This is a genomic window from Vibrio sp. Vb0304 (assembly GCF_033338995.1).
GTDB lineage: Bacteria > Pseudomonadota > Gammaproteobacteria > Enterobacterales > Vibrionaceae > Vibrio > Vibrio alginolyticus.
The window spans coordinates 176,580-191,312 of sequence record NZ_JAWOTT010000006.1; the positions used below are offsets into that span (position 1 = coordinate 176,580).

Consider the following 14,733-nt stretch of genomic DNA (forward strand, 5'->3'; position numbering starts at 1 on the left):
ATTCTGCATACGTGATTAGTTTCACACTTATTGTTTGTGTGGTGATATTTTTTTGACGCATAGCATGCCTAAAACACGCCATCATTATGATCTCGCTGGCAATTACGGGCACATAATACGCATTTAATTGATAAAGAATACGCTGTAAGGGTACACTGTACGAAAGATCTCAAGTACAGCGTCACAATGGAACATTTATCATTTTTTTGGCTGCCAAATAATAAAGATAAGCTTATAAACGCACTGGAATCCGAGTTTGCTCAGCTGGTAGAACAGTCCATCGCCACGGGTAAGATTTCGTTACCTCCTATTCCTGATGTCGTGCTTAAAATTCAGCAGTTATGTGTCGAAGAACACACCACGATTGCCGATGTTGCTAACTGTTTATTGGAAGATCCCGGATTAGCAGCGGTCGTTTTACGAGTCGCTAACTCTGTGATTTTCAATCGCAGAAATATCACCTGCAACGACTTAACTACAGCGGTATCTCGTCTCGGAATACTTCGTGTACGTGATATTGTTACCGCACAAGCGATCGAGCAACTTAAACACTCAGTTAATCTCACTAAAGAATGCAATGCCATCTTGGTGAAGAGTGCAGCGATATCTCGTGAGCTCGGTGCCGTCATGGTGATGTTGGTTCAATCGTTTCGTAGCCACGAGCCAGGCACTTATGGTCATCTAGAGCAAGAAAAGGCGTTATTGGTCGGTCTATTAGCCGATATAGGGTTATTTTGCCTAATTAATGAGTACCACTTGTACTTAGATAGGGGCAATTACTTAGACCCAGATATTGCATTGCAGATCTTCCAAACACGTTGTTCTGCCACAAGTAAACTGGTACTTGAGCGTTGGGGGTTTGACAACGACTTCAGAGAAGTATCCTCAAATGAAAAATACGAGTTAACGCGACCAGAAGTGAGTTATCTCGACATCGCTAGAATTGCGCATCATTTATTGATGTTCCGCAATCACGATGAACGCATTGACGAACATGAAGTTGAATTCAACGTAACTGGTGCAGAAGTCTTGTATGAACTTAGTAACATGAGTGATACTGACTTCAATGATCAAATCCGTGCTGTACTCAATGCTAGCGGTTTGTAATTTATCGCTTTCTGATAATACCTTATCCGTGATAAAACGATTCGCTCAAGGCTGAGCTGTGTGTGGTGAAATGTCTTTAATTTCAACCGATAGATAATTTGATTTATGCGTGTTGATGTTATCTCAAAAAGGAATCATTGAGCTTTATGTTTTCAGGGATGCTATTTATTTTCGCTCCGCTTGTGGTGGGGTATCTAATTCCTATATCTCGATCTTCGTTATTGGAGAAGATCAATCAGTCAACGTCCTACCTTATTTACGTCATTTTGTCGTTGATGGGTCTTAGCTTAGCGGCGCTCGATAATTTAAGCAGCAACTTACAAAGTATTCTCCTCTATGCGAGTACGTTTTTTTTGTGTCTAAGTGCCTGCAACCTGTTGGCTCTGCCTATTATTGATAAAATTATCCCACTCCAGACCAATCAAAATCAAAAGAAGCTACCGTTATCTTCGATGGCTTTAGAGTCTGTTAAGCTTATCGTGGTCGTTGGCGGCGGGTTAGTGGTTGGCCTGCTGTTACCCATTGATTTGAGTTGGGTAGATACAGCAAGCGAATGGATACTCTTTCTACTTCTATTTTTTATTGGTATTCAGCTGCGCAATAGTGGACTTACTCTGCGTCAAATCCTATTAAATAAACAAGGAATGGCCATTGCGGCTGTTGTCATCGCAACATGTATGCTTGGTGGCGTTCTTGCAGCGGTGCTTTTGGATCTTCCTCTTTATCAAGCACTCGCAATGGCTTCAGGTTTTGGCTGGTATTCACTCGCAGGTATTTTAATGGGTGACGCTTTTGGTCCGGTATTTGGTGGCGCGTCGTTCTTGATTGAATTGATGAGAGAGCTAGTCGCACTGGTTGCCATTCCTCTCTTTATTCGTAGCTATCCGTGCACCGCAATTGGTTATGCCGGTGCAACAGCAATGGACTTCACCCTACCCGTTATTCAAACCACCGGTGGTGTGCGTTGTGTTCCTGTTGCTATCGTTAGCGGCTTTATTTTGAGTTTATTGGTACCAGTTATGATGCTTTTCTTTGTATCACTTGCTAGCTAGATCTCAGGTTTTCGCTTTAACATCCATTACAATACGGCAAAAATTTAAATACCCAGTTAACGTCAAAGTGGTCAATATTTTTTGGCAAGACCCCTCTTTCTTTTCGTCATTCAGCCCAACGATTTGTCACGACCAAATAGAAAGAAGGGAGAAACATCAACTGATGTGCATTGCGTTAATAAAGGGATAACAACCAGAAGGAAGAAGAATGAAACGCTTTGTCGTTGCAGCGCTCCTCGCTACAAGCTCAACTTTTACGCTTGCCGCAGATCAACAATGTCTTGCTAGCAAATATGATGGCTACGTCGATGCCTCACTACAGTGGTATCAAGATCTTGTTGATTTGACGGTTACCCAATATCCAGATCTGAAAGAAGTTAGCCAATGGTTCTTGGATGGACGTAAACATCACTTTGAATTAAACCGCGAAGCGGTTCACTACTTTCTAGAGAACGACCCTAGCCGCGTTGCGACGGAACAGCCAATCGAAGCATGGTTAAAACTAGAGCAACATGACGTTAAGCAGTTAGCGACCCGAAGCGATAAGTTAGGTGAAGTTGCAAAACAGACATTTAGCGACCGTCAATCAACTAACCATCCAAAAAACTACGAGCTTCGTTCAGCATTCGCTGATCTGCTTAGTCATCCCCAACAAATTGATACCGCACTTAATAAGTACAATCAGTCAATAGAAAAGATTGAAAAGCAGAAATGTGACTAAGATTGCTCACATTAGTCGTTGATTAGCATTCGATAACATCAGAGTGTTTTAACGTACTCAATCTAGAATTTTTTAATGTGAATATCGTAACCTTCACCTAAAATTTTCATTTCTACAACTTGGGTTTCAACAATTAAAACGGGACTTTGCGCCCGTTTTAGTTTAGATTGTGCCGCTCGCATTACCAAAATAACTACAAAGATTCTTTGCTATGGTTAAGGAACAAAAAACCGCTGATGTTAGCTTTGAGAGCTTGCTAAAGATCTTCACTGTCCCAGAAGGTCCGGACTCAACGTTAACTAAAATTGACGAGAGCCTCTCGCGAAATCTAAATCAATTTCTTCGTGAACACATCGTGGCAGAAGAAAAGCCTTTACGCGAAATCGAAAAAGACTTTTCTTCTGCTCAGATTCCTGAGCAGCCAGAGTTCGTGTCAGATCATACAGAGCACTTACTCGACACTTTGGTGTCGCACTCAGTTCACACATCTTCACCAAGCTTCATTGGTCATATGACATCGGCACTGCCTTATTTCTTGATGCCACTGTCAAAGATCATGATCGCCTTAAACCAAAACCTGGTAAAAATAGAGACTTCCAAAGCCTTTACGCCACTTGAGCGTCAAGTTTTGGGTATGCTGCATCGCTTGATATATGGTCAGAATGATACTTTTTACAATCAGTGGATGCACAGTGCAAACCACTCATTAGGCGCATTTTGTTCCGGCGGCACCATTGCCAATATCACTGCGCTTTGGGTAGCACGTAACAAAGCGTTAAGAGCCAATGGCTCATTTAAAGGCGTGGAAAAGGAAGGCCTTTTTAAAGCCATGAAGCACTATGGCTATGATGGCTTAGCGGTGCTAGTGTCTGAGCGTGGTCACTACTCCCTTAAGAAAGCGGCCGATGTATTAGGGCTAGGCCAAGAGGGCTTGGTTGCGGTTAAAACCGATACCAACAACCGTATTATTATCGACGACCTTAAAGCGAAAATTGTTGAGCTCGAAAAACAAAATATCAAGCCTATTGCTGTTATTGGTGTGGCTGGCACAACAGAGACAGGTAATGTTGATCCATTGCCTGAAATCGCTGAAGTCTGCCAAGCTCACGGCTGTCACTTCCATGTGGATGCCGCATGGGGTGGCGCAACACTGATGTCTAACCATCACCGTCATCTTCTTAAAGGTGTGGAAATGGCAGACTCAGTAACTATTGATGCACACAAGCAGCTCTATATCCCGATGGGCGCTGGTATGGTTCTGTTCAAAGACCCTGACGCAATGAAATCCATAGAGCATCACGCTCAATATATATTGCGCAAAGGTTCAAAAGACCTAGGCAGCCATACATTAGAAGGCTCACGTTCGGGCATGGCGATGTTGGTCTACGCCGCAATGCACATCATAAGTCGCCCAGGTTACGAGCTTCTGATTGACCAAAGCATTGAAAAAGCTCGATACTTTGCGGATTTAATCAAACAGCAAGATGATTTCGAGTTAGTTTCTGAACCAGAGCTTTGTCTGCTCACATACCGTTATTTGCCGCCATTCATCCGTGAAGCATTAGCACAAGCAGAAGGCTCACAAAAAGAACAACTGAATGAGCTGATCAATGAGTTAACACAGTTTATTCAAAAGCGTCAGCGCGAGACGGGCAAATCGTTCGTTTCACGTACAAGACTGAACCCAGACCAATGGCAACGCATGAATACGATAGTGTTTAGAGTGGTTTTGGCAAATCCACTGACCACAAAAGAAATTTTGAGCTCAGTGCTTGATGAACAACGCGAAATCGCCAAGCAAGCACCAAATTTGATGAAAAGAATTCAACAGCTGGTTGTCGATATTCAATCGTCTTAACAGCCAGATCGAGTTACATCAATTTGAAATTTTTTTTCGTTTTGATGTAACTCAAACATCATTATCGTGCGACTAGCGCAACAAAACTTCGTTTACACATCCAATTCTGTAGTTTTTACAACATTTTGTTTGAGGCCTGTCAAATTCTCACTAAATAGTACCCGTTATTGGTTTAGACTGATTGAAGATCAGGTTTATACTGATTCTATGGCGCTGGTTGTTTTCGTTAACGCCCCACTCTACTCCGGAATCTTCGTGTTTCCTTTCGTTAGCAGAGCCAGCGAGTTGTTCTCTATACCCTCGTGAACACTATGAATACATTAGAAAAAATTCAAAAAAACCTGGAGAATTTCAGTAAGTCAGAGCGCAAAGTTGCGGAAGTAATTATGGCGTCTCCACAAACTGCAATTCATTCAAGCATTGCAACGCTGGCTAAAATGGCCGACGTTAGTGAGCCCACTGTAAACCGCTTCTGTCGTCGTCTGGACACCAAGGGCTTTCCAGATTTTAAGCTTCACTTGGCACAGAGCCTAGCCAACGGCACCCCTTACGTTAACCGTAATGTGGAAGAAGACGATGGCCCAGACGCGTACACCCATAAGATTTTCGAATCGACGATGGCGTGTTTAGATGTCGCGAAAAATAGCCTAGATCCAATGCAAGTGAACCGTGCGGTCGATTTGCTAACGCAAGCGAAGCGCATTTCATTCTTTGGCCTTGGTGCATCATCTTCTGTTGCCCGAGACGCACAAAACAAGTTTATTCGCTTTAATATTCCAATTACTTGTTTTGAAGATATTGTTATGCAGCGCATGAGTTGTATCAACTGCAGTGATAATGATGTTGTGGTTCTTATTTCTCATACCGGTCGAACAAAGAGTCAGGTAGAAATAGCGAACCTTGCTCGTGAAAATGGCGCAACGGTTATTGCGATTACAGCGAAGGATTCTCCTCTAGAAAAGGCAAGCTCGCTGGCCATCACGCTCGATATTCCAGAAGATACCGACGTTTACATGCCAATGGCAAGCCGAGTTGTACAAATGACAGTGATTGATGTGCTAGCAACTGGCTTCACTCTTCGCCGTGGTACAGGTTTCCGTGAGAACCTAAAACGCGTAAAAGATGCGTTGAAAGACAGTCGCTATGACAAATTAAGCCAGTACTAAGCACTAAAGCTTAGTCAATACTTTATCTAGGGGAGCTCAAGGCTCCCCTTTTGTTTTAATGCTGCTAAGGGAGCAATCACCCTAAGTCGTTGACACTCGATAAGTCCGTTCTTGATTCCAGTACTTCAACAGAACTGACATGTTGTGCACTCTCAGCTGCGCACTCTCCGCTACAATCACAGACTTGCTGCAATATGTGTATCAAACGTTCCTGATTAAGAGGTAAAGGATTCCCTTTGATTGCCATTGATTTAAGCGCATCATTCGCCACTTGCTCAAAAGAGGTTTGGCATACTCCAAATTGAGCCAGTAGCGGTAACGCTAACTTATCTAGCACCATATTTACCCAAAGAATTCCATCGTGTTCGTTAGCGTTTACTCGCTCGGTGACTAATTGGGCCAGCTTGCGATAACGACTTATCACATCATTCCTACCCGCGAGCTTAGCAGCGTTAATGTTCTCCTGCATCACGTGCGGAGCTAGGCGAGCCGTAATAACGCTATGGGGGGCGTCTAACTTGCCTCCTAACGCCGATGCTAACCCATGAGCGGCACCTAATTTGGCATTAGTAATCGCCATACCACCAAGCAATGCAGCGAACGATAAATCAGAGCGCGCCTTATGATTATCTTGCTTACAAGCGGCAATCACTGAACGGCTTAAACGGCGTAGCCCCTCTTCGCAGACCATATCAGTAAGAGGGTTTGGCTCACCACACACATACGCTTCCATTAAATGAGTGAACGCATCCATTGCGCCACGTCCAGATGTGTATTGGTCGGTCCCGTAAGTAAGTGTCGGGTCTACAATGGCAACGTCTGCGAGCATATCAGGGCTTCGAAGACTCACTTTCACTTTATCTTGTCCAGATTTCAGCACAGCATTTCTGGTCACTTCTGAACCGGTGCTTGCTGTCGTAGGAATTGCAATAAAATGAAGAGGCTTTGCTTTTAAAGGGACGCTTCTTCCTACCACTTCTACGTAATCGTAAACATTGCCTTGATTGGGAATAATGGCAGCTAAGGCTTTGCCCATATCGATGACGCTGCCACCACCTATCGCAACCACCATATCAGGTTGGAATTTTCTACCGAGCACTGCGGTCTCTTCTACCATCGTGATGTATGGTTCACCAACGATAGCTACGTGCTGGTAACGCATATTTTGAGCTTTAAGATATTGGATAATGGGGGCGGCTCGTTGGGTATCCTGCCCAGTAACCAGCAAAACACTGTAGCCAAATTGGTTAATAACGGATAATGAAGATTGAAGTGCACCTTCACCAAATATAATCCTTGTTGCAGTCATAAACTGAAACATACACACCCTCCCAAAAGAATATACCCAAATAACCTCTCGCCCTCTGATTTAACACTTATGTAAGAGTTGAAGTTATTTGCGTATAGCCAAAATAGATTGCTATTTTTTTAAACAAAAAAAATTGACCAATTCCACCTTGCCATCATTAACCCTTTAGAATGTATGTTTTTTATGCGTCACTTCACATACTTCAGAGTCGTAAAATAAGCACGTGCGTTTAGTTTTTATTCGATAGATTTCACCTATAGAACCAAGAGGTAATTGCCGCTTTATTTCCGTATCTGGATCGGGCATAGTTACTCCAACAAAAGAAAGCGCACTCAGCCGCTATGTTTTGTACGCTTTCAAAAAAGAATAGATTTAGGAGAAATAAGATTATGTTCGTTGTTATCTTTGGTCGCCCTGCATGTCCTTTCTGTGTTCGTGCAAAAGAGCACGCAGAAACGCTAAAAGCAAAACGTGATGACTTCAACTACCGTTACGTTGATATTCACGCTGAAGGTATTTCTAAAGCAGATCTTGAGAAAACAGTTGGTAAACCAGTTGAAACCGTTCCTCAGATCTTTATCGACCAAGAGCACATCGGTGGCTGCGACGAGTTCGAAGCATACGCGAAAGAGCACCTAGGTCTATTTGACGAGTAATAAAGACTGTTTTCAAAAAAGCCGCTTCATGCGGCTTTTTTATTATTTTTCAGCTGGTTATTACGTTAAGTCAACTAATGGTAAAACCTAAAAAAATTCACTTATCTTTTTGCTATATTTAGTTACAATTCACAGTTCTTAATCTTTTTTGGCACACACTCTACCGAGCCACACAGTGAACATAGACGTCGTATACCTTCTCGAGCAAAACCCTATCCTTCTAATCTTCGTCGTATTAGCCATTGGCCTTGCCATCGGAAAAATTCGATTTGGCAAATTACAATTAGGCAACTCTATTGGCGTTCTTATTACCTCTTTGGTAATGGGCCACCTTGGTTTCTCATTTAATGCAGAAGCTTTAACCATTGGCTTTATGCTGTTTATCTACTGCGTTGGCATTGAAGCTGGACCAAACTTTTTTGGTATATTCTTCAGAGATGGTAAGCATTATTTTATTTTAAGCATGACTGTTCTCGTGTCTGCGGTCAGCTTAACGTATGGCTTGAGTCACTATTTCGGCCTCGATTTTGGCTTATCCGCCGGTATGATGGCAGGCGCATTGACCGCAACGCCAGTACTGGTTGGTGCACAAGATGCTCTTAACTCTGGCCTTGCGACTATACCGCGGAATATGGAATTTTCTCTGGTATTAGAAAATCTATCCGTAGGCTACGCGATGGCTTATCTGGTCGGCTTAATTAGCATGATCATGTTTGCTAAATTGTTGCCAAAACTGCAAAAACAAAACCTTTCTGATTCCGCGCAGCAAATCGCACAAGAGCGTGGCCTTGGAAATTCAAGCCAGAGAAAAGTGTATTTACCCATTATTCGAGCTTACCGAGTGGGCCCAGAGCTAATTGACTGGACTGATGGTAAAAACTTACGAGAACTGGGTATTTATCGTCAAACTGGCTGTTACATTGAACGAATCCGCCGAAATGGTATTCTCGCCCACCCAGATGGTGATGCTATCTTGCAAGAGGGAGATGAAATTGCACTGGTTGGCTTCCCTGACAGCCATGCTCGCTTAGACCCTAGCTTCCGTAATGGTAAAGAAGTATTCGACCGTAACTTGCTTGATTTACGCATCGTTGAAGAAGAAATCGTCGTAAAAAGTGACGCAATCGCTGGTAAGCGTTTATCGGATTTGAATTTGTCTGAGTTTGGCTGTTTCTTAAACCGCGTAGTTCGCGCTCAGATTGAAATGCCTATGGACTTAGACATTGTGCTCGCTAAAGGGGACGTCCTTCAAGTGAGCGGCGAGAAAAGCCGAGTACATGGACTGGCGGAAAAAATCGGTTTCATCTCGATCCACAGTCAAATGGCCGATTTGCTCGCTTTTTGTAGCTTCTTTATTTTGGGTATTCTGTTTGGCCTCATCACAATGACGTTCGGTCAGGTGTCTTTCAGTTTGGGTAATGCGGTGGGTCTTCTGTTGTCCGGTATTACGCTTGGTTTCTTACGAGCAAATCACCCTACTTTCGGTTATGTCCCACAAGGGGCGCTGAATATGGTCAAAGATCTAGGGTTAATGTTCTTTATGGTCGGAATTGGTCTAAGTGCAGGTGGAAAGATGTTCGAGCACCTAACGCAAGTAGGACCAAAAGTCATTGGTTTGGCATTTATTGTCAGTGTTGTGCCTGTAGTTCTGGCTTACTTAGTTGGCGCACACGTACTCAAGATGAACCGTGCCCTGCTCTTCGGTGCCATTATTGGCGCCCGTACTTGCGCTCCGGCTATGGATGTCGTTAACGACTACGCTAAGTCCACCATCCCAGCCCTTGGTTATGCGGGTACCTATGCGATTGCGAATATTTTAATGACGCTAGCTGGTACGATTCTGATAATACTAAGTTAATACTCACTTTGACTATGAAATACAAAAAGGCGCTCAATGAGCGCCTTTTGTTTATTGGTTATCTAGTCTGTGATTCGATTAGATTTGAATGAAGTCTGCTTCAACTGCTGGATTCACATCCGCTTCGTAATCTACGCCTTCAACGCCGAAACCAAATAGTTTCAAGAACTCTTCTTTGTACTCAACGTAGTCAGTCAGCTCTTTTAGGTTCTCAGTCGTAATTTGAGGCCATAGCTCACGACAGTGCTGCTGAATGTCGTCACGAAGTTCCCAGTCATCCAGACGTAGGCGGTTCATCTCATCAACTTCTGCCGCGCTACCGTCTTCTTTGTATAGACGTTGGCTGAACATACGGTAGATTTGTTCCATACAGCCTTCGTGTACACCTTCTTCGCGCATTTTCTTGAATACCATTGCGATGTACAGTGGCATAACAGGAATTGCAGAACTCGCCTGAGTTACAACAGATTTAAGTACCGCAACATTGGCACTGCCGCCTGTTGCTGCTAACTTGTCGTTTAGCGCTTTCGCTGCACGGTCTAGGTCCATTTTTGCTTTACCTAGTGCACCATCCCAATAAATTGGCCAAGTTAGCTCAGTACCAATGTAGCTGTACGCGACGGTCTTACAACCTTCAGCAAGAACACCAGCATCAGACAACGCATTGATCCAAAGTTCCCAATCTTCACCGCCCATTACCGTGACAGTGTCTTTGATTTCTTCTTCTGTTGCAGGCTCAACGCTAGCTTCGATGATCACATCTTTGTTGGTATCAACAGCCGTTGATGTGTAAGTTTCACCGATAGGTTTAAGAGATGAACGAACTAATTCACCAGTTTCTGGCATTTTACGTACTGGGGATGCCAGTGAGTAAACCACCATATCGATTTGACCTAAGTCTTCTTTGATCAGCTCGATAGTTTTCTGTTTCGCTTCATTTGAGAAAGCGTCGCCGTTTAAGCTTTTTGCGTACAGACCTTCTTCACGCGCTAGCTTTTCAAAAGCAGCGGCATTGTAAAAACCTGCTGTACCTGGCTTCTTCTCAGTACCTTCTTTTTCGAAGAAAACACCGATAGTTGATGCACCGCCACCAAATGCCGCAGCGATACGAGAAGATAGACCGTAGCCACTTGATGCACCAACAACAAGAACACGCTTAGGTGCGTTTTTGATTGGACCTTGCGCTTTGGTGTACGCAATTTGTTCTTTTACGTTAGCTTCACAACCAACAGGGTGCGTTGTAGTACAGATAAATCCACGAATTCTAGGTTTGATGATCATATTCAACTTCCTTTAAAAAACCTTGTTAGGATAAAAGTTTCGTTGGGATTTCGCATCTAATTTCTGTAAAAATGCTCTTAAAAGGCAAGTGGTTGGAGCACTATCCCACCATCCACTCCCCAAGAATACAAAAAAGCACCTCATTGAGGTGCTTTTCTTAACATTAGTTGTCTATTATGCCGCCGGATTCAACTGCGACTTTTTTGGGCTATGAGTTCGCACTTCAGAAAAGTCATGACTAAAGTGGTCAACTTGAATCGCCTTGTAGCGCAATTTATCTGCAGCCATGATTTGATCAATTTCTTGTTCAGTTAACACGCCTGCTTCAAATGCTTGCTGCAAACGATCATGTAGCAGACCTTTACGAGCCACTTTACCATCCTTCGCAGCCTTCATAAGTTTACGCTCCAAAGGTTTAATGTCGTACATTGCAAGGAATGCATTCTCCATTAAGCCTACGCTGTCATCCTCTGATTTTCCGATGTAGCACAGATGCGTGAGGCGATCACGTTGCGCGCCTGGCGTCATCATCGCTTCAGCCAAATTCACACACAGCTCATCACTTGGCTTATTGAAATGATTACCAAGCGGGAACAATAGCCCCTTAAGCACACCGCCAACGTATTTCACAGGGAAGTTGGTGTAAGCCTCATTTAATGACTTAGAAGCGTTATACAAACAGTGTTGAACAGCGTAATAAACGAAGTCTAGATCGCCTTGTTGACGGCCTTCATCTTCATACTTTTTCAAGGCAGCAGATGCCATGTATAGATAGCTTAATCCATCACCCAAACGTGCGGAGATCATTTCTTTACGCTTCAAGTCTCCACCTAAGGTTAACATCGCAAAGTCTGCACTTACTGCAAGTGCACGACTGAGACGAGTAATGTCTTTGTAGTATTGCTGCGTTGGGCCACTCATGTGCGCGTTAACAAATCGAGAACCAGTTAGTGCTGCACCAAATGCACCGAATGTATTACCGAGCGCGTGCTTGATGTGTTTAAAGAGTAAGTTGTCAAATTCTTTCGCACCTTGTTCAGAATCTGGATTCGCCGCGGCTTCCATTTCTTTTAGAACATATGGGTGACATCGAGTCGCACCTTGACCAAAAATCATCAGGTTACGAGTCAGAATATTCGCGCCTTCAACGGTAATAGCAACCGGGATACCAAGGTAATGTTTAGCAAGATAGTTCATTGGGCCATCTTGAATCGCACGACCCGCATGGATATCAAACGAATCATTTAGAATGGTACGCGCGATTTCCGTCATGTGGTACTTGGCAATCGCGGTTACAATCCCAGGTTTTTCTTTCATATCGAGAGAAGTCGTCGTTAGCGTACGCGTCGCTTCTAGTAGGTAAGTAAGACCACCAATGCGCCCCATCGCTTCTGCGACGCCTTCAAACTTACCGATCGACATTCCAAACTGTTTACGCACGTAAGCATAAGCACCTGTTGTACGTGTAGTAAGGTGACCAATCGCTGTGCCAAGCGCTGGAAGAGAGATACCACGACCAGCAGAAAGACACTCAACCAGCATACGCCAACCTTTACCTGCGTAATCAGCGCCACCGATCAACCAGTCCATAGGGATAAAGACATCTTCACCACGAGTTGGGCCATTCATGAACGCAGACCCCAGAGGATCATGGCGCTCGCCTATCTCGACACCTTCATGGTCAGCGGGAATCAACGCACATGTAATGCCAACCTCTTTCTTGTCACCAAGTAGCCCTTCAGGGTCCTGCAGTTTAAACGCTAACCCGAGCACTGTCGCAACTGGCGCAAGCGTGATGTAGCGTTTATTCCAACTAACTCGCACGCCAAGCACTTCTTTGCCTTCATGGGTGCCGTAACAAACCACGCCTTGATCAGGTATGCCACCCGCATCAGAACCCGCTTCAGGGCCAGTTAGGGCGAAACAAGGGATGTCTGTACCATCAGCTAAACGAGGCAACCAGTAATCTTTTTGCTCTTGCGTACCATAGTGCGATAGCAGCTCACCAGGGCCAAGAGAGTTTGGTACCATTACCGATACCGCGGTACTGATACTTCGAGTCGCAATACGAGAAACAATGGTTGAGTTCGCCAAAGCGGAAAATTCACGACCACCATATGCTTTCGAGATGATCAAAGAGAAAAATCGCTCTTTACGTAGGTATTCCCATACTTCAGGTGGTAAATCCCTGTCTTCTTTGACAATCTTCTGGTCATCAAGCATTTCTAGCAGGGTTTCAAGCTCATTATCCATAAATGACTGCTCTTCTGCCGTCAGTGTAGGCGTTGGATAATGATGCAATGTTGTGAAGTTTGGCTTGCCTGAGAATAGTTCGGCATCCCACCATACACTACCCGCTTCCATCGCCTCTTTCTCGGTGCTAGACAGAGGTGGCAATACTTTTTTGAACACTTTAAAAGCCGGGTCACTAATCCATTTTCTTCGTAGAGAGCTCATAGTTCAGATCCTTTTGTTCACGTAACCGCTCGGGGTATAATCTTATTATTGGTTTAACTTTCTTATTTGTCTTATGCCAACTGCTTTGCTGACATTCCTGCTGACAAATATGGAATCAGTAAATCGACGACAGATTTCACATCGACTTCCTTTTCAAACTTACTTTCTGCCAGCTCCGAAAGAGCCTGGCTTGAAGCCATCGTAAATACACAGGTTCCTAACGTGAAGTGCAACCGCCAAAACAACTGTTCTTCACATAGTTCCGGGTTCGCCTTCATTATCGAGAAAGTGAAAAGGTTCAGTACCTCTTCGTATCTGGTGGTAATGAACCAGCGTAGATGACCTTGAACGTCTGTATAACCGCGGCCAATTAACAACATAAATAGCGCAGTACCATTTGGGCGTACATCATTTAATGTACGTAAAGGTAATCGCAATGACTCAAAGACATCGTCCATGTTGTAGCTATCGCGCGTGTTTAACTCAATTAATGAAGTCTTAATGCTCGGCATTAGTGCTTCTAAATACCTATCTAAAACCGCTCTAACCAGCGTTTTTTTATCGCCAAAGTGATAGTTTACCGATGCTAAGTTAACGTTAGCTTTACCTGTTATCGTTCTTAGCGAAGTATCATTAAAGCCATGTTCAGCAAAGAGTCCTTCTGCGACATCGAGTATTTTTTCTTTTGTTGATGTTCTCGGGGCCATTTTAATCACTCGTATTAAACAACTGTTTGAAAATATACTCCCGAAACTTAAGATTAACAAATGATTAACATCACACTTTAACCAATTGGTCTGACCAGAAAGTAAAAGGTGTGATCTAATCTTTTGAAATTCAATCGAATACTCCAGTGAGGCTTGTCAGAAGAAAACGATCAAACTTCTCAGTCCATCGCAATTGAAATGCTAACAATAGCCTTGGCGGCTTGGAGTGAGCGACGAGAGTATGAAATACATCTTCGGTTCTAGGGGAGATAAAATGAGAAACACAGAAGTTAGTAACTTCGCCAAGTTGGTAATCCATCTCGATTTTTCTATTACTTTCGGATGTGTAAGAAGCTAGAAAGCATTAAGTAGAAATTTTTTGAAAAAAAATGGAACTGTTTGGAAAAGGCTCGGTCTGAATATACGTAACAGTTAGGGCATTTGAAGTTTCACTGGCCGTCAAACTTGTTTCCATCTAATTGTTACGTTGCTGCTTTTTTCTTATTAACTCCTATGTTTGTATCCGCCCAGTCAAATTTTCGGCTGGGCTTTTTTTCGCCT

General features: G+C 43.6%; 11 protein-coding genes. 7 read left to right on the plus strand and 4 right to left on the minus strand.

What is annotated here, in order from left to right; all coding sequences use genetic code 11:
- Nucleotides 1–186: 186 nt before the first annotated feature.
- From R7P35_RS11030 to R7P35_RS11050, 5 genes are all read left to right on the plus strand, one after another.
- The gene (locus tag R7P35_RS11030; RefSeq protein ID WP_054576428.1) at nucleotides 187–1,107 is read left to right on the plus strand and encodes an HDOD domain-containing protein; all 921 of its coding nucleotides are present in this window, start codon (nucleotides 187–189) and stop codon (nucleotides 1,105–1,107) included.
- A 146-nt stretch (nucleotides 1,108–1,253) separates the two neighbouring features.
- Entirely contained in the window at nucleotides 1,254–2,159 is a 906-nt protein-coding gene (locus R7P35_RS11035) for a lysine exporter LysO family protein (protein WP_005378011.1), read from the plus strand.
- A 208-nt stretch (nucleotides 2,160–2,367) separates the two neighbouring features.
- A complete protein-coding gene (locus R7P35_RS11040) occupies nucleotides 2,368–2,880 on the plus strand; it encodes a hypothetical protein (protein ID WP_017634875.1) in 513 nt (170 codons plus the stop codon).
- 211 nt (nucleotides 2,881–3,091) lie between these two features.
- On the plus strand, nucleotides 3,092–4,738 hold the full coding sequence (panP, locus tag R7P35_RS11045) for a pyridoxal-dependent aspartate 1-decarboxylase PanP (protein ID WP_033905124.1): 1,647 nt from the start codon (nucleotides 3,092–3,094) through the stop codon (nucleotides 4,736–4,738).
- A 311-nt stretch (nucleotides 4,739–5,049) separates the two neighbouring features.
- Nucleotides 5,050–5,904, plus strand: coding sequence for a MurR/RpiR family transcriptional regulator (locus R7P35_RS11050; protein ID WP_005378021.1), 855 nt, complete (start codon nucleotides 5,050–5,052; stop codon nucleotides 5,902–5,904).
- A gap of 76 nt (nucleotides 5,905–5,980) precedes the next feature.
- Here R7P35_RS11050 and R7P35_RS11055 read toward each other — a convergent pair whose 3' ends face one another.
- On the minus strand, nucleotides 5,981–7,225 hold the full coding sequence (locus R7P35_RS11055) for an iron-containing alcohol dehydrogenase (RefSeq protein ID WP_017820842.1): 1,245 nt from the start codon (nucleotides 7,223–7,225) through the stop codon (nucleotides 5,981–5,983).
- 377 nt (nucleotides 7,226–7,602) lie between these two features.
- Between R7P35_RS11055 and R7P35_RS11060 the strand changes: the two genes are divergently transcribed.
- Together R7P35_RS11060 and R7P35_RS11065 are read left to right on the plus strand one after the other, a co-directional pair.
- The gene (locus tag R7P35_RS11060; RefSeq protein WP_005378026.1) at nucleotides 7,603–7,869 is read left to right on the plus strand and encodes a GrxA family glutaredoxin; all 267 of its coding nucleotides are present in this window, start codon (nucleotides 7,603–7,605) and stop codon (nucleotides 7,867–7,869) included.
- 175 nt (nucleotides 7,870–8,044) lie between these two features.
- The gene (locus R7P35_RS11065) at nucleotides 8,045–9,727 is read left to right on the plus strand and encodes an aspartate:alanine antiporter (protein ID WP_005378028.1); all 1,683 of its coding nucleotides are present in this window, start codon (nucleotides 8,045–8,047) and stop codon (nucleotides 9,725–9,727) included.
- 78 nt (nucleotides 9,728–9,805) lie between these two features.
- Here the strand turns inward: R7P35_RS11065 and fabV are convergent, their stop codons facing one another.
- From fabV to R7P35_RS11080, 3 genes are all read right to left on the minus strand, one after another.
- Nucleotides 9,806–11,008, minus strand: a complete 1,203-nt coding sequence (gene fabV, locus R7P35_RS11070; RefSeq protein WP_005388648.1) for an enoyl-ACP reductase FabV — start codon at nucleotides 11,006–11,008, stop codon at nucleotides 9,806–9,808.
- A 174-nt stretch (nucleotides 11,009–11,182) separates the two neighbouring features.
- Complete coding sequence (locus tag R7P35_RS11075) at nucleotides 11,183–13,465, minus strand: acyl-CoA dehydrogenase (protein WP_042521995.1); 2,283 nt, start codon at nucleotides 13,463–13,465, stop codon at nucleotides 11,183–11,185.
- A 71-nt stretch (nucleotides 13,466–13,536) separates the two neighbouring features.
- The gene (locus R7P35_RS11080; protein WP_005378033.1) at nucleotides 13,537–14,172 is read right to left on the minus strand and encodes a TetR/AcrR family transcriptional regulator; all 636 of its coding nucleotides are present in this window, start codon (nucleotides 14,170–14,172) and stop codon (nucleotides 13,537–13,539) included.
- Nucleotides 14,173–14,733 lie beyond the last annotated feature (561 nt).

Coding starts and splice junctions, on each gene's coding strand:
- R7P35_RS11030 (WP_054576428.1), top strand. CDS start 187: ATGGAACATTTATCATTTTTTTGGCTGCCAAATAATAAAGATAAGCTT.
- R7P35_RS11035 (WP_005378011.1), top strand. CDS start 1,254: ATGTTTTCAGGGATGCTATTTATTTTCGCTCCGCTTGTGGTGGGGTAT.
- R7P35_RS11040 (WP_017634875.1), top strand. CDS start 2,368: ATGAAACGCTTTGTCGTTGCAGCGCTCCTCGCTACAAGCTCAACTTTT.
- panP (WP_033905124.1), top strand. CDS start 3,092: ATGGTTAAGGAACAAAAAACCGCTGATGTTAGCTTTGAGAGCTTGCTA.
- R7P35_RS11050 (WP_005378021.1), top strand. CDS start 5,050: ATGAATACATTAGAAAAAATTCAAAAAAACCTGGAGAATTTCAGTAAG.
- R7P35_RS11055 (WP_017820842.1), bottom strand. CDS start 7,225: ATGTTTCAGTTTATGACTGCAACAAGGATTATATTTGGTGAAGGTGCA.
- R7P35_RS11060 (WP_005378026.1), top strand. CDS start 7,603: ATGTTCGTTGTTATCTTTGGTCGCCCTGCATGTCCTTTCTGTGTTCGT.
- fabV (WP_005388648.1), bottom strand. CDS start 11,008: ATGATCATCAAACCTAGAATTCGTGGATTTATCTGTACTACAACGCAC.
- R7P35_RS11075 (WP_042521995.1), bottom strand. CDS start 13,465: ATGAGCTCTCTACGAAGAAAATGGATTAGTGACCCGGCTTTTAAAGTG.
- R7P35_RS11080 (WP_005378033.1), bottom strand. CDS start 14,172: ATGGCCCCGAGAACATCAACAAAAGAAAAAATACTCGATGTCGCAGAA.